Genomic DNA, 22,075 nt, shown 5'->3' on the forward strand with positions numbered 1-22,075 from the left:
GAGAGGAGTGGGCCGGTTGCGGCGCATGAGCATGGACGAGGGACGCTGTTTGGCGGAAAATGGCGGAACGGAATCGCAACGGGCGAATTGACAGGAGCCGTCCGTTCGTGGTCCGAGGCACTGGGAGCCATCGGGAAAGCAGGAATGACGGAACTACGGCCGAAAACGCCGCCGACCTTCGAGCAGTTAAGGGCGATGGCCGGGCAGGAGCTCGGCGTGTCGGAATGGACGACCGTCGACCAGAACCGCATCAACCAGTTTGCCGAATGCACAGGCGACCATCAGTGGATCCACGTCGATCCGGAGCTGGCGAAGCGGCAGAGCCCATTTCGCACCACGATCGCGCATGGCTATCTGACGCTGTCGATCATCGGCGCGCTGGCGCTGGGCATGGGCATCGTCCCCGAAAACACGCAAGCCGCCTTCAATTACGGCTTCGACAAGGTGCGGTTCTTGGCGCCTGTCAGGGTCGGCGCACGCATCCGGCTGCGCACGACGCTGTTGTCGGTGGAGGACAAGGGGCCGGGCCAGTATCTGATGAAGGCCGCCAACACTGTCGAGATCGAGGGCGAACAGAGGCCGGCTCTGACCGCCGAAACGCTGGTCATGCTTTATGAGCGGCGCAAGCGGGCGGGAGCGTAAGCTCCCCATCTTCGGTCATGATGGCTGTTGCCGCACCGACAGCCTTGCCGCCGGCGCGGGTCGAGAGCAGTGCCAGCAACAGCGCAGCCACCGCCAGGACCGTTGCCGTCTGAAAGGTAACCTGCATCCCGTGGGCGGCTGCCGCTGAGGTCAGCATGTCCTGGCTTTGCCGTTCTCCCGTCGAGGCAGCCGCAAAAATGGCGCCCATAAGCGATGCGCCGGTGATCAGGCCGAGATTGCGCAACAGATTGAGCAGGCCGGACACCACGCCGCGCTCGCCGGCAGCGACACCGCTCATGACGGCGGCATTGTTGGATGTCTGGAACAGGGCGTACCCGAAGCAGGTGACGGCGATCGGCACGATATAGCTGGCAATGCCGAGTTTTGTTGCGGCGAGCGACAACAATGAGGTTCCGACGGCAAGACTGAACAGTCCGACGACCATCATCCTGTGCGCGCCGAAGCGATCGGTGAGGCGGCCGGCGACGAGCGCCGAGAGCGCGGAGACCAGCGGACCTGTCGACAGGACCACGCCGACCATCGCAGCACTGAGCCCCAGCGCTCGCGACAGATAGAATGGAGCGACCACCAGGGTCGCCATCATCACTGTGGCGACAACGAGGTTCGTGGCGAGGCTGGCGCTGAGCCGGATGTCGTACAACCGGGCAAGCCGGATCAAGGGATTCTTCGCCCTCTTCTGCGCGACGCCGAACAGAACGACGCCGATGCCGGCGGCAACCAGCAGGCCGGTGTTGAGGGCGCCGAAATGGCCGTGGCCGAGCGTCATGGCCAGTGCATAGGCGGCGAGCGTCAGGCCTAGCAAGACCGTCCCGATCGCGTCGAACCCGCCTTGAACGCCCGCAGCCTTGCCGCGGGCAGGCAGGGCCAGCCAGGCGAGGGCAAAGGTCAGGAGGCCGAGCGGCACATTGACGAGGAAGATCGCCCGCCAGCCAAAGCCGGCGATCAGCAAGCCGCCGAGCGAGGGTCCGAGCGTCGTGCCGATCGCCGACATGGCGCCGAGCAGGCCCATGGCGCTGCCGGTTCTCTCCTTGGTCACGGTCTCCGCGACAAAGGCCAGCGTCAACGCCATCATCAGCGCGGCACCCAGCCCTTGCACGGCGCGCGCCGCGACCAGCAGCCAGAGCGTGGGCGCCAGGCCGCAGAGCACCGAAGCCAGCGTGAACAGCGCGATGCCGCCGAGCAGCAACGGCCGGCGGCCGACCATATCGGCCAGTCGGCCAGCGCTGACGATCAGGGCCGTGATGGCGAGCAGATAGGCGAGAACCACCCATTGCACGGACTGGAACGACGCACCGAACGCCTGCATCAGGGTAGGCAGTCCGACGCTGGCAATGCTGGTTCCAAGCGACGACAGCAGCGTGGCGAACGACAGGCTGGCCAATGCCAAGACAGGAGAGTGGGCCAGGCCTGCGGACCGGGTTTTCTGCGGCGCCGATGCGCACTCGTTCTGCTCGGCAGTTGCCATGGCGATTTCCTCCTTGTCAGTCCCGCAACCGAGATCTAGTCGTCGGGGTGGAATGGCGGAAGGCGCAGCATTTGCATCTTATTCGTGCGCCAAACGCCATGGCATGTGCTACAATCCGCCAATGGCATCGCCCGATCTCAATCTGCTGTTCGCGCTCGACGTTTTGCTCGCCGAAGGCAGCGTGGCGCGCGCCGCCAGCCGGCTACGGCTCAGCCCGTCGGCGATGAGCCGCACGCTGGCGCGGCTGCGGGAAGCGACCGGTGATCCGCTGCTGGTCCGCGCCGGCCGCGGCCTGGTCCCGACGCCGCGCGCGGAGGCATTGCGGCAGCAGGCCGGCCGTGTTGTCCAGGAAGCGGAAATGCTGCTGCGCCCTGCCAGGCCTCTCGATCTCGCGAAGCTGGAACAGATCTTCACGCTGCGCACCAATGAAGGGTTCGTCGAGGAATTCGGGCCGCGTCTTGTCGCCCGCATCCAGGCCGAGGCGCCGGGCGTGCGGCTGCGCTTTGCGCCGAAAGCCGACAAGGATGTCGCCTCATTGCGCGACGCCGACATCGACCTCGAAATCGGCGTTGCCGGCGAGGCCGGACCTGAAGTGCTGATACAGGCGCTGTTTCGCGACCGCTTCGTCGGTGCTGTGCGAGCCGGCCACCCTTTGAGTGAAGGCGCGGTAACGCCTGAACGCTACGCGGCCGGCCGCCACATCAGCGTTTCACGGCGGGGTCGGGAAAGAGGGCCGATCGATCAGACTTTGGCGCTGCTCGGCCTGCAGCGAACCGTGGCGTGCATGGTCTCCGGCTTTTCGGCTGCACTCTCCATGGCGCGCGCTTCGGACCTTATTGCCAGCGTGCCCGAACGGCACACGCAAGGCGCACGCGCCGGCATGGTCAGCTTTCTGCTGCCGGTCGCCACGGTGGAGGTCACCATCTCGATGCTCTGGCATCCACGGCTCGATGCCGATCCGGCGCAACGCTGGCTGCGAGATTGCGTTCGGGAGGTCTGCGCGGCCTCCCGCTGAGCCCTCAGCGCGCCATTGCCCCCTTGAGCACCCTGAAAATCCGCTCGTCCTGGCACTGGGCAACGTTGAAGCGCAGGAAGCGGCTGGCGGTTCCCGACAGGCTGAATGCGTTGCCGGGCGCCAATACGATGTTGTCGGCCAGCGCGCGGCGGGCGATTTCGGCTGCGTCCACGCCATCGGGCAGGCCGCACCACAGGAACAGTCCGGCGGGCTGGTCGATCCAGGGCGCGATGCCGATCGCCTTCAGGCGCGCGCTCGTCTCGCCCATGGCGCGGGAAAGGCGCGCGCGCAGCAGATCCATGTGCTTGCGGTAGCTGCCATCCCTAAGCAGCGTCAGCACCAGTTCGGCCGCCAGCCTGCCCCCGCCGAAGGTGGTGGCGATCTTGAGGTCGGTGAGCTGTTCGATCCAGTCGCGGGGTGCGGCGATAAAGCCGCAGCGCACCGAGGCCGACAGCGTCTTGGAGAAGCTGCCGATATGGACGACGCGGTTGAGGCCGTCGAACGCCGCCAGCCGAGGCGCTGGGCTGTGCTCGAAATCGGCGAAGATATCGTCCTCGATGATGGTCAGGTCCGACTGGTCGGCGAGTTTCAGCAGCCGGTGCGCAGTGACCGGCGACAGGATCGCGCCGGTCGGGTTGTGGATGGCGGAATTGGTGATGTAGAGGCGCGGCCTGTGCTCGGCGAGCGCCTGCGCGAACATCTCGATGTCCGGCCCCGATGGCGTGTAGGGCACGCTGACGACCTTGGCGCGGTGGGCGCGCAGCAGTGCGTGGAAATTGAAATAGCAGGGGTCGTCGACCAGCACGGTATCGCCGGGTTCGATCAGGAAGCGGCACAGAAGATCGATGGCCTGCGTGCCCGATTCGGTCAGCATGATCTGTTCGGGCGAGACCTCGATGCCGTGGCCGGCCATGCGCCGCGCGAGCAATTGCCTGAGCGGCGGCAGGCCGAGCGGCGTGCCGTAATCGGCTAGGTCGACATCGTCGGCGCGCGCCACGGTGCGCAGCGCCCGGCGCAAGGCCGATTGCGGCATCCACGAGGCCGGCATCCAGCCGCAGCCTGGTTTCAGCATCTCGTCGCCGGCTTCCAGCGACTGGCGCGAGACCCACAGCGGATCGATGGCGCGATCGAGCCGGGGTCCAATCTCGGCCAGCGACAGTGGCGCCAGCGATCCGGCGGCATAAAAACCCGAACCCGGCCGGGAGCGAATCGCGCCTTCGGCGGCAAGCCGTTCATAAGCTTCGACGACGGTGGATTTCGACACCTGCATGGCCTTGGCGAAGGCGCGGATCGAGGGCAGCCGCGCGCCCGGCGTCAGGCTGCGCGCCGATATCCGCTGGCGGATGGTCGCCATCACAGTTTCGACCAGAGTGGTCGCGAGAACGGTGGGCGCGCCGTCCGCTTCCAAAGCGAGTTCCTTCATCCGTACTGCTCGACCTGCCATTACAGTTTTGCGGAATTGTACTGCATTGTCTCTGGCTGCACCATAGGCACTTGCCCGATAGAGGTCGAAAGCAATGGAGCCTGGAATGGACAAGACCGCGAGCGGCTGGCTGAACGGATTCGTCGGCGTGCTGATCTTCTCAGGCTCGCTGCCGGCGACGCGCGGCGCCGTGGCGGAGTTCGATCCGACGTTCCTGACCTCGGCCCGCGCCGCGATTGCCGGGCTGCTTGGTCTCGCGATGCTCGTCCTGTTCCAGCAGAAGCGCCCGGCGCGCAGCGATTTTCTGTCGCTGGTGATCGTCGCCCTTGGGGTGGTTGTCGGCTTTCCCTTGCTCACCGCTCTGGCGCTCAAGCACGTCACCTCTGCCCACTCCATCATCTTCGTCGGCCTGCTGCCGCTGGCCACCGCGATCTTCGGCGTGCTGCGCGGTGGCGAGCGTCCGCGCCCGGCCTTCTGGCTGTTTTCCTGCATCGGCAGCGCGCTGGTCGCCGGTTTTGCCCTGATGCAAGGCGTGACGGCCTCACCTGTCGGCGACGGCCTGATGCTGGCCGCCATCATCGTCTGCGGCCTGGGCTATGCCGAGGGGGCGGCATTGTCGCGCAGGCTGGGCGGCTGGCAGGTGATCTGCTGGGCGCTGGCGATCTCGCTGCCGATCATGCTGGTTCTGACGTTCGCGACGCTGCCGTCGTCCTTCGCCGGCGTCGGCTCCGGCGCCTGGATGGGTCTCGCCTATGTCTCGCTGTTCAGCATGCTGATCGGCTTCGTGTTCTGGTACCGCGGCCTCGCCCAAGGCGGCATCGCTGCCGTCGGGCAGTTGCAGCTACTGCAGCCCTTTTTCGGCCTGGCGCTGGCAGCGTCGCTGCTGCACGAGCAGGTCAGTCCGCTGATGATTGTTGTCACGCTCGGCGTGGTGGCCTGCGTGTTCGGGGCGAAGAAATTTGCACGCTAGGGAGTTTGGTGGTGGAGGGCGACTCCGCCCTAGAACTTCGTCACCACCCCAATGCCAATCCCCTCGAACCCGCCCATCGCCATCAGCGCCGCAGGCGCCTCATCAAGGCTGATCTTCTTGCCGACCAGCAGTTCGGGCTTGACTTTGCCGGTGCGGATCATCTCCATCATGGCGGGGTAGCGGTAGGCCTGCATGCCGTGGCTGCCGAGGATTTCGAGCTCGAAGGCGATCACCTTGTCCATCGGCACTTGCGGGCGGGCATGTTCGCCCAGCATCAGGCCGACCTGCACGTGGCGGCCGCGCCGGCGCAGATTGGCAATCGAGTTGAACGATGTCGTGGGGTGGCCGAGCGCGTCCATCGACATATGCGCGCCGCCATTGGTGATCTGCTTGACCGCCTTGACCACGTTCGGCGTGGTCGCGGCGTTGATGGTCGCCACGGCGCCGATCTTTTTGGCGAAGTCCAGTTTCTCGTCGGTGAGGTCAATGGCGATGACATTGGCGCCCATGGAACTGGCGATCATGATCGCCGACAGGCCGACGCCGCCGCAGCCATGCACCGCCACCCATTCCCCCGGCGTCACCCGGCCCTGGTCGACAATGGCGCGAAACGAGGTGACGAAGCGGCAGCCGAGGCTGGCGGCGGTGGCGAACTCCATCTCCTCGGGCAGGCGTACGAGATTGGTGTCGGCATGCTCGATAGCGACATATTCGGCAAACGATCCCCAGGCGGTGAATCCCGGCTGCGTCTGGTGTTCGCAGACCTGATGATTGCCCGAATTGCATTCGAAGCAGCGGCCGCAGCCGACGCAGAACGGCACGGTGACGCGCTCGCCGGCCTTCCAGCGGGTGACCTGCTTGCCGACGGCGACGACGATGCCGGCCAGTTCATGGCCCGGCACATGCGGCAGTGTGATGCCATCGTCATGGCCCATCCAGCCATGCCAGTCGCTGCGGCAGAGCCCGGTCGCCTCGACCTTGATGACGACGCCGTCGGCGGCCGGTTTAGGATCCGGCACGGTCTGGATTCTCGGCGCTTCGCCGAATTTTTCGAAGACGACGGCTTTCATCGGCAACTCTCCGTGCTCTGCTCCGGCATTGTGAGCCTATTCGGCATCTATCTGATTCTCCGGCGCTGCCTTCTGAAAGGCCGGCAGCGCCATGCAGGCGGCGTGGATGCGCGAGATCTCGGGGTAGGGTGTCAGGTCGACTCCGAAGCGGGCGTTGCTGGCGATCTGGGCGACCAGGCAGATGTCGGCGAGGCCCGGTGCGTCGCCATGGCAAAATGTGCCGGTCTCATCCGATGAAGCCAGAATCTTTTCAAGCGGCTGGAACCCTTCGTTCACCCAGTGGCGAAACCAGTGGATGACATCCTGGTCGCCGGCGCCGAACAAAGTGCGCAGCGAGGTCAGCACGCGCAGATTGTTCACCGGGTGGATGTCGCAGGCGATCATCTGCGCCAGCATTCGCACGCGCGCCCGGCCGAGCGCGTCCTTCGGCAACAGCGGCGGTTCGGGATGGGTCTCGTCGAGATATTCGATGATCGCCAGCGACTGCGTCAAAAGCGTGCCGTCGCCCAGGATCAGCGCCGGCACCAGCCCCTGCGGATTGACCGCCAGGTAAGCCGGCTCCAGATGGTCGCCATGACGCAGATGATGCGGCACGTAATCGTAGGTCAGGCCCTTCATCTCGAGCGCAATGCGTGCGCGATAGGAGGTGGAGGAGCGGTAGTAGTTATGGAGGACCAGATCGCTCATCGGATCACGGCTTATCGGTGGAATTTTGGCCGATCGAATCTTGGCCGACAGTGATCTCGATGGTGCCGATGCCGTCGACACCGCCGGTCATCGTCTGACCCGGCGCTACCGCGCCGACGCCGGCCGGCGTGCCGGTGAAGATCAGGTCGCCCGGTTGTAGTACAACCGCACTGCTGCAGATCGAAACGATATCGGCGATCGGCCAGATCAGTTCGGCGAGGTCGCCCTCCTGTTTCACCGCGCCGTCAACGGCGAGCCAGATGCGGCCCTTTTGCGGATGGCCGGATTTGGCGGCCGGCACCAGCGGACCGCAGGGCGCCGAGCGGTCGAAGGCCTTCGACCAATCCCAGGGCCGCGCTGCTTTCTTGGCTTCGTCCTGCAGGTCGCGGCGGGTGAGGTCGATGCCGACGCCGTAGCCCCAGACATGGTCGAGCGCCTCAGCGCGCGGAATGCGGAAGCCGGCCTTGCCGATCGCCGCCACCAGCTCGATCTCATGGTGCAGGTTTTTGGTCAAAGGCGGGTAGGGGACCGTGGTGCCGGAATCGACCATCGCATCGGCCGGCTTGGTGAAGAAGAAGGGCGGGTCGCGCTCGTCATTGCCGAGTTCGCGGGCATGCGCAGCGTAGTTGCGGCCGACGCAGAAAATGCGGCGCACCGCAAAGCGCTCGGCCGAACCTTCTATGGCGACCGATGGGGTTGCGGGCAAGGGAAAGACGAATTCTGTCATGCGCGGGTCTCTGCTTCAACTGGGGCACATTTGACCGATTTGAACCGCCGGGCAAGGCAGGAGCCTCCGCAAAAGCATCGGCTGCGCCTTGATTGTCGGATAAAGTCGGCTTCGCCTCCGGGGGTTAAGATGGCGATAGACTATTTGCCAATAAGCTGGCCATACCAGCGGGAGTATCGTGCCCACGGAGAACTGAAACGAACACCATGACCGCAATCAACGATCGCGCCCGGTTTCTGATCATCGACGACCATCCGCTGTTTCGCGAGGCGCTGCACAGCGCCGTGCAGATGGCGTACCCGGAAGTCGACACGGTGGAGGCGCGCTCGATCGCCGAAGCGCTCGATCTCCTGGGTGGGATAAAACCGTTCGATCTGGCGCTGCTCGATCTCAACATGCCCGATGTGCATGGCTTTGACGGGTTGCTGCAGCTGAGGACCCGCCATCCGCGGCTGCCGGTGGTCGTCGTCTCGGGCTATGAGGAGCCGAAGATCATCTCCGAGGCGTTGTCCTATGGCGCTGCCGGCTTCATCCCGAAATCGGCGCGCAAGAGCGATCTTGCGGCCGCAATCCGCTCGGTGATGGAGGGCGCGATCTATGTGCCGGAGACCTATGAGGGACAGCCGCCCGACGCCGACAGCGCCGACCGCGCCGACATGGTGCAGCGGCTGGCCAAACTGACGCCGCAGCAGCTGCGCGTGCTGCAGATGCTGCGCCAAGGCCTGCTGAACAAGCAGATCGCCTACGAGCTGCAGGTCGGCGAGACCACGGTCAAGGCGCATGTCTCGGAGATCCTGCGCAAGCTCAACGTCTACAGCCGCACGCAAGCGGTGATTGAGGTGTCGAAGCTGGACAATGCGGAGCTGTTTCGCGATCAGGCCGGGTTTTGATCTTTACCCTCCCCCTTGTGGGGAGGGTCGATCCGCGAAGCGGAGCGGGGTGGGGGAGCTTGGCGCTGCACCCCGCCCCGGCGCTGCGCGCCGACCCTCCCCATCGAGGGGAGGGTATGGGGCTCAAGCCAGCAGATGCGCCAGCAGCGCCCTTAGCTGCGCCGGCTTTAGCGGCTTCCGCATCAGCTCTATGCCTGCGGCGCGGGCTGCCTTGGCGACGGCCTCCGATCCGTCGGCGGTGACGATCAGCGCCGGCACGGCGCGGCCGAGATAATCGCGGACTTCGGCGATGGTGGCGGTGCCGAGGTCGCCGTCGTCGAGATGCTGGTCGGCAATGACGATGTCGGGCACCCAGTCGGTGTCGCCAAGCAGGCTGATCGCAGCCTCGGTCGAGGTCGCGGCGCGCACCAGGCACTGCCAGCGCTCGAGCAGGAAAGTCATCGCCTGCAGCACGTCGGCGTCGTTTTCGACCAGCAGCACCTTGGTGCCGAACAGGCCGTAGCCGCGCGGCCGCTCCATCTCGGCAAGGCTGGCGATGGCGTCGGCGCTGGCGCCGATGCCGACCGGCACGTCGATGTGGAAGATGGTGCCGCGCCCAACCCTCGAGGAGAACGTCACGGGATGACCGAGCGCGGCGGCCATGCGCCGCACGATGGCAAGGCCCAGGCCCAGCCCGCCGCCGGAGATCCCGGTATCGGCTGGAATGGCGGAGCCGCGATGGAACTCCTCGAACACCGCCTCGCGCTGATCCTCGGGAATGCCGCAGCCGGTGTCGGCGACATCGATGCGGATGGTGTCGCCGCGATGCCTGGTGCCGACCAGCACGCCGCCGAAGCGGGTGTAGCGCAGAGCGTTGGACAGGATATTCTGCAGGATGCGGCGCAAGAGCGTGCGGTCCGAACGCACCACGGCGCTGACCGGGCGGAACTTCAGCGCCAGCCCCTTCATCTCGGCCACGGGCAGGAAATCCGACCGCAGCGAGGAAAACAGCGTCTCCAGATTGACATCGCCGATGTCGGGCTGGACCACGCCGGCATCGAGCTTGGAAATGTCGAGCAGCGTGCGCAACAGGTCTTCCATGGTCTCCAGCGAGCGCTCGACCTGGCGGACCAGCTTCTTGCCCTCGTCGCTGGTCTGCACTTCGGCCAGCGCCGAGACGGAGAGGTGGGCGGCGTTCAGCGGCTGCAGCACGTCATGGCTGGCGGCGGCCAGGAACCTGGTCTTGGACAGGTTTGCCAGTTCGGCGTTTTCCTTGGCGGCGCTGAGGTCGATGTTCGACTGTTCCAGCCGACGCAAGGTCGAGTGCAGTTCCTCGGTGCGCATACGCACGCGGTTTTCCAGTGAAATCGCGGTCTGGAATAGCGAGAAGGCATTGCCCTGCTGGTCCATCGAGCGCTCGACGCGGCTGACCAGAGCGGCGTTGATCTTCTTCAGCCTGTCGACGTCGTCGATATCCCTGAGCGGCATGCGCTATTCCGCCGCCTGACGTTCGCCGAAGGCGATGCCGGTGAAGGTCTGGTTCAGATGCATCGAACGGTACTGTTCGCCATAGGTGCCGAAGCCGATGACATTGTTGACCCGGTAGAGCTCCGAAATATCGCGGAACACCTGGCGGTTGCGCGCATCGAGCCGGCGCAGCACGCAATCGAAGCCGAGGATCATGTCGATGCCGCCGAGCCGTTGCTCGACGTCGCGCAGTGCGGCGCGCGTGGATTCCACCATGTCCTTGGGCTGGGCGATGGACAGCACGACGCCGTCGTCTATGGCGCAGAAGAAAGACAGCGAGCCGTCGGCATGCATCTTCTGGATCGAGCGGCAGTAATATTCGCCGCCCACTTTCACCACCACCGGGTGCGAGGCGAAGCTCATCGGCGTCAGGTTCTGCGCAACGATGCCGACGGAGGCTGCATACTCCTCAGCCGCATTGGTGGCGTTGAATTCGCGCACGGTGCGGTGGTCCGGATCGGATGCCGTCACCACCAGCTTCTCGTCGGTTGGGATGAAATTGTCGGTCTTGAAGACATGGAACGGGATCTCGGTGGCGATCAGCACAATGATGGCGCTGTCTGACGCTACCTTGCCGTTCGAAATCAGCCTGGTGGTTTCGAATTTCAAATCGTCGCCCGCCGAACCGCCGATCAGCGGGATGTCGTCCAGCCCCCAATGGATGGCCGAGGTCACCGCTTCCTCTGCAAAGGACAGGCCGTCGATGAAGCAGAGCGCGAAGGTGCTTTTGGCATGGCAACTGCCGGTGCGTCCGCGCAGCAGGCGCCGCAAGCCCTCGACTTCATCAGTGATCCTGTCCATGCCCGACGAGGAGAGATTGTCGACCATGGTGCTGACCGCCGAAAACGACGCGGAGGGAAAGAGCAGCGCCAGCACATGGCCTTCCTCCAGGCCCTGGGGGGTAATCTCGCCGGCGGTCGAGCAGGCGGCGTAGGCCAGCGTCGGCGCGTGGGTCTTCAGCCCTTGCGAAAGGACGCTCGCGTCAAACAGGCTCTGGGAGAAGAACAGCAGGGCAAAGCCGGCATCGATGGCTGCGGCCTCGACGGCGACCGCCAGGGCGAATGCATCGGCGTCGGGCTCGTCGGTGGTGAGCGCCGACAGACCGGATGCATAGCTCGTCCGTGAACTGGCCAGAGGCTTCCTCCCGATATCCTCCGACGCTTCCTGCGCGCGCCCGTTTTATGTCTCTCGGCGCGCTGGCGTCGAGGGCATTGTTGCCCCCTATTCGCTCTTTGGCAATGGGGCGGACAGGCCCATGATTTTCGTTTTCTCCATGACCGAAAGTACAATGAGCGCCGTGTGTTTTTTGCGCTTTGTGCAGTGTACCAATAGCGCATGGCCGAGCGCCAAAGCCGCATCGGCAGCATGACTACCAAGGTCATACCCAGGGAGGATGCATGTCGGACGTTTCGTTTGTCGTGAACGGAAAACGGATCAGCGGCGCTGCCGAGGACCGAACGCTTCTGGTTCATTTCCTGCGCGAAAATCTTGGTCTCACCGGAACGCATGTCGGTTGTGACACCTCTCAATGCGGCGCCTGCGTCGTGCATGTCGACGGCAAGGCGGTGAAGTCCTGTTCGATGCTGGCCGTGCAGGCCTCCGGGTCGACCGTGGTGACGATCGAAGGGCTTGCCAATGGCGGCGACCTGCATCCGATGCAGGCCGCGTTCAAGGAACATCATGGGCTGCAATGCGGCTTCTGCACGCCGGGCATGATCATGACGGCGACCGACATGATCGCGCGCCATCCCGAAGGCCTTGACGAGGCGACGGTGCGCGCCGAGCTCGAAGGCAACATCTGCCGCTGCACCGGCTACCACAACATCGTCAAGGCGATCCTCGCCGCATCGCAGACGATGGCGAAGGTGCCGAAGGGCAGGGCGAAACAGGCAGCGTAAGAAAGAAGCGAGTAGTGAATAGTGAATAGTGAGTAGTCGGTTTAGCCGAACCGCTCCGAGCACAATTCCCTACTCACTGTTCATTATTCGCTACTCACTATTCGCTATTCCGGAGGAATTCCTATGGGCATTGAAGGCATCGGCGCTCGGGTCGTGCGCAAGGAAGACAAACGGTTCATCACCGGCGCCGGCCGCTATGTCGACGACATGGTGGTTCCCGGCATGAAGCATGCCGCTTTCGTGCGCAGCCCGCACGCGCATGCTCAGATCAAGAAGATCGACGTCAGACGAGCGCAGGCGATGCCCGGCGTCATCGGCGTCTTGACCGGCAAGGAGCTCAAGGCCGACGGCATCGGCAACCTGATCTGCGGCTGGATGATCCATTCCAAGGACGGCTCGCCGATGAAGATGGGCGCGTGGTCGCCGCTGGCCGTCGACAAGGTGCGCTATGTCGGCGACGCGGTCGTCATCGTGGTGGCGGAAACCAAGGGCCAGGCCCGCGACGCGGCCGAAGCGGTCGAGATCACCTACAAGGAATTGAAGGCGGTGGTCGATGCCACCAAGGCGCTGCAAAAAGGTGCGCCGCAGGTCCATGCCGAAGCCGAGGACAATCTTATCTTCGACTGGGAGATCGGCGATGCCAAGGCGACCGACGCGGCGATCCAGGCGGCGGCCCATGTCACCCGCATGAAGATCGTCAACAACCGGCTGGTTCCCAACGCCATGGAGCCGCGCGCGGCCCTTGGCCATTACGACAAGGCCGAGGACCATTTTACCTGCTGGACGACGTCGCAGAACCCGCATGTCGCGCGGCTGGTGATGAGCGCCTTCTACAATGTCGCACCGGAAAACAAACTGCGCGTCATTGCGCCCGATGTCGGCGGCGGCTTCGGCTCGAAGATCTACATCTATCCCGAAGAGATCGTCTGCCTTTGGGCGTCGAAGAAGACCGGCGTGCCGGTCAAATGGGTCGCCGACCGCACCGAAAGCTTCCTCACCGACGCACATGGCCGCGACCATGTCTCGACGGTCGAAATGGCGTTCGACAAGAACAACAAGATCACCGGCTTCAAAGTCGACACCATCGCCAATCTCGGCGCCTACATGTCGCTGTTCTCGTCTTGCGTGCCGACCTATCTCTACGCGACGCTGCTGTCGGGCCAGTACAACATCCCGACGATCCACGCCAATGTGCGCACCGTCTACACCAACACGGCACCCGTCGATGCCTATCGTGGGGCAGGGCGGCCGGAAGCGACCTATTTGCTCGAACGCACAATGGAGACCGCCGCACGCGAACTCGGCGTGTCTCCGGCGGAGCTTCGGCGCGCCAATTTCATCACCGAGTTTCCGCATCAGACGCCGGTCATCATGAACTATGACGCCGGCGACTATGGAGCTTCACTCGATGCGGCGACACAGGCGTCCGACTATGCCGGCTTTGCCAAGCGCAAAGCGGCGGCCGCCAGCCAGGGCAGGCTGCGCGGCATCGGCATGAGCTGCTATATCGAGGCCTGCGGCATCGCGCCGTCGGCGGCGGTCGGTTCGCTCGGCGCCGGCGTCGGTCTGTGGGAATCGGCCGAGGTGCGGGTCAATGCCGTCGGCACGATCGAGGTGCTGACCGGCTCGCACAGCCACGGCCAGGGCCATGAGACGACCTTCGCGCAACTGGTCACCCAGCGCTTCGGCGTGCCGCTCGACTCGGTGTCGATCGTCCATGGCGACACCGACAAGGTGCAGATGGGCATGGGCACCTACGGCTCGCGCTCGGGCGCGGTCGGCATGTCGGCAATTGCCAAGGCGCTCGACAAGGTCGAGGCCAAGGCCAAGAAAATCGCCGCCCATCTGCTCGAGGCCGACGAGGGCGACATCGTCATCGAGAATGGCGAGGTCAAGGTTGCCGGCACCGACAAGAGCCTGCCCTGGTTCCAGGTGGCGCTTGCCGCCTACACCGCCCACAATCTGCCGGCAGGCATGGAGCCGGGACTGAAGGAAACCGCCTTCTACGATCCGGCGAACTTCACTTTCCCAGCCGGCTGCTACATCTGCGAGGTCGAGATCGATCCGGAAACCGGCACGACCGAGATCGTCCAGTTCGTCGCCGCGGACGATTTCGGCAACATCATCAACCCGATGATCGTCGAGGGCCAGGTGCATGGCGGCATCGCCCAGGGCATCGGCCAGGCGCTGCTGGAAGGCGCTCACTACGACGATAGCGGGCAGCTGCTGACGGCGAGCTACATGGATTACACCATGCCGCGCGCGGACGACCTGCCGTCATTCAAGGTGTCGACCTCGAACACGCCGTGTCCGAGCAATCCGCTCGGCATCAAGGGCTGTGGCGAGGCTGGCGCCATCGGCTCGCCGCCAGCGGTCATGAACGCCATCACCGACGCTTTGGGGATTGTGGACATCGCCATGCCGGCCTCGCCGTTGACGGTGTGGGCGGCGATTAGGGCGGCGAAGCATTGAACAGAGTGAGTAGTGAGTAGTGAGTAGTGATTAGTGATTAGCGAAGAGCTTCATCGCCAACGGCAGCTGAGCATTCACTACTGACTACTCACTACTGCCTAACCACTTCAGGGGAGGATCCCATGTACGCAGTCAACTACCACCGCGCCGCCTCGGTCGCCGACGCCGCCAAGCTGGTGAAGAGCGGCGACGCCAGGCTTTTGTCAGGCGGCATGACGCTGATCCCGGCGATGAAGACGCGGCTCGCCGCACCCTCCGACCTGATCGACCTGTCGCGGATCAAGGAACTGCAAGGCGTCAAGGTGTCGGGCAAGACCGTCACCATCGGCGCCGCCACAACCCATTACGACGTCGCCAATGACGAGAAGCTGCGGAAGGCCTGTCCGGCGCTTGCGCACCTTGCGTCGCTGATTGGCGATCCGGCGGTGCGCCACAAGGGCACGATCGGCGGCTCGGTCGCCAACAACGACCCAGCCGCCGATTATCCGGCGGCGCTCTTGGCGCTGGGCGCCACCATCGTCACCAACAAGCGCGAGATTTCAGCCGCGAAATTCTTCACCGGCCTGTTCGAAACGGCGCTGAAAGAAGGCGAGATCATCACCGCGGTGAGTTTTACCGCGCCGGCCAAGGCTGCTTACGAAAAATTCCGCAACCCGGCCTCGCGCTATGCGATCGTCGGCGTGTTCGTGGCAAAGGGCAAGGACGGGGTCAGCGTTGCCATTACCGGCGCCGGCGATGACGGTGTGTTCCGCTCGAAGGAGATCGAAACAGCACTGGCGAAGAATTTTGCCGCATCGGCGCTCGACGGCGTGAAAGTGCCGGCGAAGAATTTGATGACCGACCTCCACGCTTCGGCCGAATACCGCGCCAATTTGATCGCCGTGATGGCCAAGCGCGCGGTGAACGCCGCCAACGGTTGAACAGTGCCAATTCGAGACGGGAAGGGGCCATTGCGGCCCCTTTTCTTTTTTGCGATCACAAACGTTGGCGCCAACACGCGCCAATCTCAAAGCTTCGCACTTGCACAAAGTTATCCCGCACTGCAATATAAACCGGGCGGGAATACGAGGCGAATCCGTGGCGCAGCGATGCGCGCTGCATCGGTTCTTGAGTGCGAAGGACGGGCATGGCCGACATCTCCGCAGCGTCTGTTGCCCTGCCGCGGGCCACAGCCGACAAAGCAGCTAGAGCAAGACTGGCCTATCTCGATGGCTGGCGCGGGCTTTCGATCGCACTGGTGCTGATCGGCCATTTCTTCCCCGTTCCCGGGATCAATCTCGGCGTGCTCGGCGTCGAGTTCTTCTTCGTGCTCTCAGGCCGGCTGATGGGCGAGATCCTGTTCATCGAACGCTTCCCGCTGAAAAAATTCTTCAAGCGCCGCTTTTCGCGCATCTATCCCGCGCTTTTGGTGTTCGTGATATCAGCCATGATCGGGCTCTCCGGCACCTTTATCGCCTTCAAATGGAAGGCGGCGCTGACGGCGCTGACATTCACCTACAACTATGCCGGAATTCTCATCACCCGCGCCGGCGCGCTCGACCACATCTGGTCGCTATGCGTGGAAGAGCATGCCTACATCATCCTGGCGCTGATCAGCGTGGTGGTGACCGGGCGGGGTAATGTCGTTCGGCTGCTGGTGACGCTGTCGCTGCTGGCGATGGCCAATGGCGCCATTTCGTACTGGGTACTCGGCATGGATTACGAGCACAGCTATTGGCGCACCGATGTGCATATCGCCTCGATCCTGCTGTCGGCATCGATCTGCCTGCTCAAGCACGATGATCGGCTGCCGGCATTCCTGAAGAGCCCCTATGTCAGCCTCGTGTCGGCGGCGGCGGCTATATTGCTGTTCCTCGATCCGGTGCCGACGCCGATCCATTACCTACTGTCGGTGCCGTTGCTGGCGCTTGCCGTCAATACGCTGGACACCAGCAACTGGCATCTTACCGGCCTGCTTTCATCCAGGCCGATGGTGATGATCGGGCTATGGTCGTACTCGCTCTATCTCTGGCAACAGCCCTTCTACAAATTCGTCGCCGAGCAGGGCAGTGCACCGATCCCGATGCTGGCGGCTGTCTTCGCCTGTGCATTATGCAGCTACTATCTGGTCGAGAAGCCCGCGCGGGCCTGGCTGAACCGGAATTGGTGAGGGCTACGGACTCCTAATCTTATGCTGCCGTGGCGATCTGCTTGCCGATCATCAGCCAGCGATGCGTCAGCCCGCAATCTGCCTGAGGTAGTAGCGCACCGCCTTCTTGCCGCCATGGATCACCGCGTCGCCGACCTCGGCGAAGCCAAGCGCGGCATGGAAGGCGTCCGAAGCCGGATTGGGCGGTTCGGCATTCACCTCGCAGGTGACGATGCTGTGGCCCGCGCGGGTGACTTCCCCGAACAGATCCTCGTAGAGCTGGCGGGCATGGCCGCGGCCGCGCGCTTGCGCCGCGACGACGACGCGGTCGACATAGACGAAGCGTGGATAGCGCTCGCGGAACCAGAGGAAATTCGGGCTGTCGTAGGACGCATTCTGGTCGAAGGTCATGATGAAGGCTTCGAGCGTGCCGATGCGCCTGATGTAAAACGCTTCGCCAAGCAGGAAGGACAGCCGTTCGGGCTCGAGCCATGACAGTTCGGTGGCGTGCTCGTTGTTGAGTGCGAGAATGGCCGCTTCGTCCTGAGGCGAGACACGGCTGATCGGCGACGGCCCAGTCACGGCTTCGCTCATCATGCTCTGGCCGCCGCAATCGTCGCGGCAACCAGCGCCCCATCGGTGACTGTGGTGCGGTATTCGCGGTCGAGATCGCCGCCGCCCATGCCGACATCAGGGTTGCGGTAGGCCATGGCGCTCGGTACGTCCTTGAGCGCGGCGAAATGCAGTTCCGTCAGCCCGGTTGATGCCAGCACCCCGGCGATGTTTTCGGGGTCCAGCGCGCCGCAGCCGAGGATGATGATGCGGCCGTCGGCCTGGCGGACGAGATCCGCCAACAGGCCGGCGCCTTCCACCGCGGTGTCCCTCTGGCCGCTGGTCAGCACGCGGCCGACCTTGCAGCGGATCAGCGCTTTCAGCGCCTCGGCCGGGTCGCGCGTCATGTCGAAGGCGCGGTGGCAGGTAACGGCGAGCGGACCGGCGGCATCGACCAGCGCGCCCATGCGCGTTTCATCGATGGTGCCGTCGGCATTGAGGCAACCGACGACGACACCGGCGACGCCGAGGTCACGAAGCGCTGCGACATCGGCGAGCATCGAGCTGTATTCGGCCTCGCTGTAGAGGAAATCGCCGCCGCGCGGGCGCACGATGACATGGAAGGGAATGGTCGCGCTCTCGAGTGCGGCGCGCACCGTGCCGAGGCTGGGCGTGATGCCGCCTTCGACCAGGCTGGCGCAGAGCTCGACCCGGTCGGCGCCGGCGGCCTGCGCGGCAAGCAGCCCATCGATGCCTTCGACGCAGATTTCGATCAGGGGGCGAGCATTTCCGGCCAAGGGGCGATCCTTCATGATTGCATGACGGCCAGCCCTAGCATCGGCTCGGTTGGTGGGGAAGCCGGAACAGCCAGTCGCTGCTTGGGCCAGCCCGGCAACCCGGCCGATCCGCAATTACTGGCGCAGCACCGTGTTCTTGGCGCCTTGTTCGACCTGGTCGATGACCAGCAGCTTGACCGGACCGTCGCCGATGTTGGTGGCCTGGTGCCATTGGCCGATCATCTCGATGATGAAATCGCCCGTCTTGTAGGTGTTGCTGTTGCCGGTCTCGACATTCGTCACTTTGAGTGTCCCGGCCTCGACATAGGCGTAGCGGGCAAACGGGTGCTGGTGCACCGGCAGAGTGGCACCGACCGCAATGTCATAGGTTGAAACCAGCACCTGGACATTTTTCTGCGGCAGCACGATCGGCTGGCCGGACGCCGTCTGGCTGCGATCGGCAAGCGGTGTGACGACAACCGGCGGGATGGTACTGTCCAGCGCCCGAGCGGGGTTTGCAGATAGCGCTGCCGCGAACAGCAGCATCGATGCCAGAATCTTTCGCATGGTTCCTCCAGGTTTACCGCCACCGCGCGGCGCGACGCCAAAGTTCTAACTCTCGTCAGTTACTGGAGACACAACGTCATCCGCCGGTGCCGTCGTCCATCATCGTATTCGTGAGCGCTTCATAGATGTTGCTGCATACCTGAGACCGCGGACAGTGTTTTACGATGAATGCCGGCACGACAGTCAGTGCGGAGGCGATCAGGATTTGCAGGAAGAGAGGAGCAGGCTCGAAGCGTTTGCCAAGCAAGGCTCGGCAAGCGAAGTAGAGACTTTGAGCCAGGCATGCCCAGACAAGGACATGCAACAGCGTGCTCGTTGCTCGGGCATAGGGCGTTATGTATCCGTCGGGAAAGCCGACCATGCCAAGGTCGACGAGCCACTGCAGAGCCAGAACGCAGGACAGGCATGCCCACAGAAAGAGCGCCACGCGGGTAACCAAAACTCTGCTGCGATCCACGCTCATATGCAATCGAAGCACAACTGCGCTCGGCCTTCCAGAGCGGCTGCTGCGTGGCTTGGAGTGTCGCTATTTCAGAGTGCGCAGCGTGATCGAATAGCGGTGCCCGGCGACCGGCGGAATGCTGTGCTCCCACTCGTGGCGCGCCGGACCGTCCATGAGATAGAGGGACCTCGGTTCGACCTCGATCGTCTCGCGATCCCATTTCGAGCCGTTTTTGCGGCGCAGCCGAAAGCTGCAGGGCGCCAGCAGCGAGACGCCGGCGACGAGATCGAAATGCGGCTTGTCGCGATGCCAACCTATGCCCGCGCCCGGCCGATACTCGTTGATGAGCACTTGCGCGAATTCCGTGGCCTGCCTGCCGGCAAAATCCGCGACCTTGTCGCGAAGCGGCAGCAGGAATTTCGGGATGGGCGGCGCTTCGACGACCTGTCGCCGGTCGTAGTCGTAGCGCCAGCCGAAGCCGGCGACCAGCCGGTTGGCAATATGGCCATGGAAATCGAACGGCTTGAAGGACAGTTCATTGAGGTGACGGACCAGTTCCGCCTCTTCGTCCGTTGTGATCAGGCTGGGCCGGTAAGAAAATCCTTCCGGCAGCGTGTCGGCCGCGCCGAAGAGATCGCCCTGGCTGGCATACGCTGTTGTACTGGATTTCGTCTGTGACATCTGACGGAGAGATAGGAAGCCTCGCGGCCCGGGCAAGATTTTCGGCGTTGTGGTGCGCCTCCCTGACGGAACCTCCGCATCGTTGCGGCATTACGCATGCTCGAAGCAGGATTTGGGGCGAAAGATTTGGGGACGAAGCAGGATTTTCGACATGCCGTCCACTGCCATTCGCAACACCCACTACGACCCGTCGACGAAAATCCTCTCGGTCTGGTTCGTCCCGAGCGGAGCCCGCTACGACTATGAAGAGGTCGAGCCCGAGACCTATGCGGCGTTCCGGGCCGCCTTCTCGAAAGGGCAATTTTTCAACGAGTTCGTGCGCGACCGCTACCGGTTTCACCTGGTTGAAGAAGGGCGTCCGCGAGCAACCGGGTTCTGAAGGTGCGGTGATCCGTATAAGGTCGCGAACCCCAATTGCTTTTCGAATTGACTTGTTTCAACCTGCTTTGTGGGGAGGACAATGCCGTGGTCGAGATGGCCATAACATTGGGGGAGGCAGCTTTTGAAATGCATATTGAGTATACTCGGCGTGGTAGGTGTCCTGTCTTCCGCTGCGTCTGCAAAAGATAATCGACAACACATCGACCCTGCCTATCAAAAAAACATCAACTATCTGGCCGGGCTGTCCGACGCCCAGTTGAAATTGGTCGTAACATGGTCAGCTAACGTCATCGCCGTTACGACGCGATGCCCGGCGCTGCAGCTGACTCCAGACGGAAAATCCAAAATAACGGCGATATACATCTTGTACGATGTGCAAGATAAACACCTGATGCCCAATCCCCCCAAATTCAAGAGAGCCATCAGGCTTTATGAAGGCGCTTTCCGCACGGCGGCGCAACGCACGGACAGCTGTCGGGCGGAGAAAGCCAAGGACCCGGGAAGCTACCGGTAAATAATTGTCGGCATGATCGACTAGAAGTGATTTGGCTCGCCGGAACCCCGGCGAAGCGCTCTCTATAGCCCTTCGCCAAATCGCCGCGAGAACTCACGGCCCGAAAACGCGACCGGACCGCGCGGACGCGCTTCGCCTTGCTGGTGGCCCCCCACCGTCACCTCGCGACCGAGCCCCCGCAAAAATGGACCTGGAGGCTTCTAACGCGGGCATCGAACGTCTGGAAAGGCAACGGCGCTCTGGCTTGGTTGAATTCTCGGCCGCCACCGCGGAAATCGTGCGGACGGAATCCAAACGGGCGCCCGTATAGCCGCTCATCAAAGCCCTGTTCAACTCCTCAATTCGTGGTAAGGTGATTATACCAGTTAATAACATGACGATCGGCGCGGCCGTCGTTTAATGCGGGAGTAGGGATAGATGACGACGATTGCGCTGTTCGGTGCCGGCGGCAAAATGGGTTACCGCCTGTCGACCAATTTTCGCGGATCGCCCTACACGGTACGCCATGTCGAGGTCAGCGAGGCCGGCCGCGAGCGGCTGAAGACCGGACTGGGCTTCGACGCGGTCAGTGCCGGTGCGGCGCTCGCCGGGGCGGATATCGTCATCCTGGCCGTTCCCGACACGCATATCGGCAAGGTGGCGGCTGATATCGAGAGCAAGCTCGCGCCTGGCACGATGGTGATAGTGCTCGACGCGGCCGCACCCTTCGCCGGCCATCTGCCCAACCGGCCGGACCTGACCTATTTCGTCACCCATCCCTGTCATCCGCCGATCTTCAACGACGAGACCGACATGGCGGCCAAGAAGGATTATTTTGGCGGCGTCAAGGCCAAGCAGCATATGGTCAGCGCGCTGATGCAGGGGCCGGAAGCGGACTACGCCAAGGGCGAGGCGGTCGCAAAAATCATCTGGGCGCCGGTCATGCGCTCGCACCGTGTCACCGTCGAACAGATGGCGCTGCTGGAGCCCGGTCTATCGGAGACGGTGTGCGCATCACTGCTTGTCGTCATGAAGGAAGCCGTCGACGAGGTCGTCGCGCGTGGCGTCGACCAACAGGCGGCGCTCGATTTCCTGCTCGGCCACATGAACGTGCTCGGCGCCGTCATTTTCGGCGAGACCAAGGGTGTGTTTTCCGACGCTTGCAACAAGGCGATCGAGTTCGGCAAGCCGGTGCTGATGCGCGACGACTGGAAGCGGGTGTTCGAGCCGGAAGAGATCGCCGCGAGCATTCGGCGCATTACTTGAGAC

The 22,075-nt window shown here is 63.6% G+C and carries 23 protein-coding genes; 11 read left to right on the top strand and 12 right to left on the bottom strand.

The window, feature by feature from the left end; translation table 11 throughout:
• Positions 1-144: 144 nt before the first annotated feature.
• On the top strand, positions 145-642 hold the full coding sequence (locus NKH22_RS00585) for a MaoC family dehydratase (RefSeq protein WP_023821465.1): 498 nt from the start codon (positions 145-147) through the stop codon (positions 640-642).
• On the opposite strand, the gene NKH22_RS00590 is transcribed toward NKH22_RS00585, so the two are convergent.
• Positions 605-2,128: an MFS transporter gene (locus NKH22_RS00590; protein WP_023821464.1), complete on the bottom strand. Its 1,524-nt coding sequence runs from the start codon at positions 2,126-2,128 to the stop codon at positions 605-607. The two genes, NKH22_RS00585 and NKH22_RS00590, sit on opposite strands and share 38 nt — an antisense overlap.
• Before the next feature lie 121 nt (positions 2,129-2,249).
• On the opposite strand from NKH22_RS00590, the gene NKH22_RS00595 reads away from it, so the two are divergent.
• Positions 2,250-3,143 (top strand): LysR family transcriptional regulator, encoded by an 894-nt coding sequence (locus tag NKH22_RS00595; protein WP_023821463.1) that lies wholly within the window; start codon positions 2,250-2,252, stop codon positions 3,141-3,143.
• A 4-nt stretch (positions 3,144-3,147) separates the two neighbouring features.
• Here NKH22_RS00595 and NKH22_RS00600 read toward each other — a convergent pair whose 3' ends face one another.
• Entirely contained in the window at positions 3,148-4,566 is a 1,419-nt protein-coding gene (locus NKH22_RS00600; RefSeq protein ID WP_023688169.1) for an aminotransferase-like domain-containing protein, read from the bottom strand.
• A gap of 106 nt (positions 4,567-4,672) precedes the next feature.
• Here NKH22_RS00600 and NKH22_RS00605 point away from each other — a divergent pair, with 106 nt between their 5' ends.
• A complete protein-coding gene (locus NKH22_RS00605) occupies positions 4,673-5,536 on the top strand; it encodes a DMT family transporter (protein WP_352908669.1) in 864 nt (287 codons plus the stop codon).
• Between the two features lie 29 nt (positions 5,537-5,565).
• On the opposite strand, the gene NKH22_RS00610 is transcribed toward NKH22_RS00605, so the two are convergent.
• Genes NKH22_RS00610 through NKH22_RS00620 form a run of 3 tightly spaced genes read right to left on the bottom strand, consistent with a single transcriptional unit; the run spans position 5,566 to position 8,020 of the window.
• On the bottom strand, positions 5,566-6,606 hold the full coding sequence (locus NKH22_RS00610) for a zinc-dependent alcohol dehydrogenase family protein (protein ID WP_352908671.1): 1,041 nt from the start codon (positions 6,604-6,606) through the stop codon (positions 5,566-5,568).
• 36 nt (positions 6,607-6,642) lie between these two features.
• Positions 6,643-7,293: a maleylacetoacetate isomerase gene (gene maiA, locus NKH22_RS00615; protein ID WP_023688172.1), complete on the bottom strand. Its 651-nt coding sequence runs from the start codon at positions 7,291-7,293 to the stop codon at positions 6,643-6,645.
• A 4-nt stretch (positions 7,294-7,297) separates the two neighbouring features.
• Entirely contained in the window at positions 7,298-8,020 is a 723-nt protein-coding gene (locus tag NKH22_RS00620) for a fumarylacetoacetate hydrolase family protein (protein WP_023691063.1), read from the bottom strand.
• Positions 8,021-8,226: 206 nt separating this feature from the next.
• On the opposite strand from NKH22_RS00620, the gene NKH22_RS00625 reads away from it, so the two are divergent.
• On the top strand, positions 8,227-8,910 hold the full coding sequence (locus tag NKH22_RS00625; RefSeq protein WP_023672627.1) for a response regulator: 684 nt from the start codon (positions 8,227-8,229) through the stop codon (positions 8,908-8,910).
• 123 nt (positions 8,911-9,033) lie between these two features.
• Here the strand turns inward: NKH22_RS00625 and NKH22_RS00630 are convergent, their stop codons facing one another.
• Together NKH22_RS00630 and NKH22_RS00635 are read right to left on the bottom strand one after the other, a co-directional pair.
• Positions 9,034-10,377 carry a hybrid sensor histidine kinase/response regulator gene (locus tag NKH22_RS00630; RefSeq protein ID WP_023805427.1) on the bottom strand — a complete coding sequence of 448 codons (1,344 nt, stop codon included), beginning with the start codon at positions 10,375-10,377 and terminating at the stop codon, positions 9,034-9,036.
• Between the two features lie 3 nt (positions 10,378-10,380).
• A complete protein-coding gene (locus NKH22_RS00635; RefSeq protein ID WP_348625835.1) occupies positions 10,381-11,565 on the bottom strand; it encodes an FIST N-terminal domain-containing protein in 1,185 nt (394 codons plus the stop codon).
• A 248-nt stretch (positions 11,566-11,813) separates the two neighbouring features.
• On the opposite strand from NKH22_RS00635, the gene NKH22_RS00640 reads away from it, so the two are divergent.
• The 4 genes from NKH22_RS00640 to NKH22_RS00655 all read left to right on the top strand — a co-directional run bounded on the left by NKH22_RS00640 (position 11,814) and on the right by NKH22_RS00655 (position 16,935).
• Positions 11,814-12,314: a (2Fe-2S)-binding protein gene (locus tag NKH22_RS00640; protein WP_023681712.1), complete on the top strand. Its 501-nt coding sequence runs from the start codon at positions 11,814-11,816 to the stop codon at positions 12,312-12,314.
• 123 nt (positions 12,315-12,437) lie between these two features.
• The gene (locus NKH22_RS00645; protein ID WP_352908673.1) at positions 12,438-14,786 is read left to right on the top strand and encodes a xanthine dehydrogenase family protein molybdopterin-binding subunit; all 2,349 of its coding nucleotides are present in this window, start codon (positions 12,438-12,440) and stop codon (positions 14,784-14,786) included.
• Positions 14,787-14,908: 122 nt separating this feature from the next.
• Positions 14,909-15,706 (top strand): FAD binding domain-containing protein, encoded by a 798-nt coding sequence (locus NKH22_RS00650; protein ID WP_352908675.1) that lies wholly within the window; start codon positions 14,909-14,911, stop codon positions 15,704-15,706.
• Between the two features lie 206 nt (positions 15,707-15,912).
• The gene (locus tag NKH22_RS00655; protein WP_352908676.1) at positions 15,913-16,935 is read left to right on the top strand and encodes an acyltransferase family protein; all 1,023 of its coding nucleotides are present in this window, start codon (positions 15,913-15,915) and stop codon (positions 16,933-16,935) included.
• A gap of 66 nt (positions 16,936-17,001) precedes the next feature.
• Here NKH22_RS00655 and NKH22_RS00660 read toward each other — a convergent pair whose 3' ends face one another.
• The 5 genes from NKH22_RS00660 to NKH22_RS00680 form a co-directional block, all read right to left on the bottom strand.
• Positions 17,002-17,508 carry a GNAT family N-acetyltransferase gene (locus NKH22_RS00660; protein ID WP_352908975.1) on the bottom strand — a complete coding sequence of 169 codons (507 nt, stop codon included), beginning with the start codon at positions 17,506-17,508 and terminating at the stop codon, positions 17,002-17,004.
• Positions 17,508-18,278: a copper homeostasis protein CutC gene (locus NKH22_RS00665; RefSeq protein WP_502908559.1), complete on the bottom strand. Its 771-nt coding sequence runs from the start codon at positions 18,276-18,278 to the stop codon at positions 17,508-17,510. Before NKH22_RS00665 ends, NKH22_RS00660 begins: the two co-directional genes overlap by 1 nt.
• Positions 18,279-18,377: 99 nt before the next feature.
• Positions 18,378-18,809, bottom strand: coding sequence for a cupin domain-containing protein (locus NKH22_RS00670; protein ID WP_352908680.1), 432 nt, complete (start codon positions 18,807-18,809; stop codon positions 18,378-18,380).
• Positions 18,810-18,885: 76 nt separating this feature from the next.
• Complete coding sequence (locus NKH22_RS00675; RefSeq protein ID WP_352908682.1) at positions 18,886-19,272, bottom strand: hypothetical protein; 387 nt, start codon at positions 19,270-19,272, stop codon at positions 18,886-18,888.
• A gap of 63 nt (positions 19,273-19,335) precedes the next feature.
• Complete coding sequence (locus NKH22_RS00680) at positions 19,336-19,932, bottom strand: alpha-ketoglutarate-dependent dioxygenase AlkB (RefSeq protein ID WP_023833805.1); 597 nt, start codon at positions 19,930-19,932, stop codon at positions 19,336-19,338.
• Between the two features lie 151 nt (positions 19,933-20,083).
• Between NKH22_RS00680 and NKH22_RS00685 the strand changes: the two genes are divergently transcribed.
• The 3 genes from NKH22_RS00685 to NKH22_RS00695 all read left to right on the top strand — a co-directional run bounded on the left by NKH22_RS00685 (position 20,084) and on the right by NKH22_RS00695 (position 22,072).
• Complete coding sequence (locus NKH22_RS00685; RefSeq protein ID WP_023691072.1) at positions 20,084-20,311, top strand: KTSC domain-containing protein; 228 nt, start codon at positions 20,084-20,086, stop codon at positions 20,309-20,311.
• Positions 20,312-20,446: 135 nt separating this feature from the next.
• Positions 20,447-20,827, top strand: coding sequence for a hypothetical protein (locus NKH22_RS00690; RefSeq protein WP_352908683.1), 381 nt, complete (start codon positions 20,447-20,449; stop codon positions 20,825-20,827).
• A 417-nt stretch (positions 20,828-21,244) separates the two neighbouring features.
• Positions 21,245-22,072, top strand: coding sequence for a phosphogluconate dehydrogenase C-terminal domain-containing protein (locus NKH22_RS00695; protein ID WP_352908685.1), 828 nt, complete (start codon positions 21,245-21,247; stop codon positions 22,070-22,072).
• Positions 22,073-22,075 lie beyond the last annotated feature (3 nt).

This window comes from Mesorhizobium sp. M1252 (assembly GCF_040318265.1).
Classification (GTDB): domain Bacteria; phylum Pseudomonadota; class Alphaproteobacteria; order Rhizobiales; family Rhizobiaceae; genus Mesorhizobium.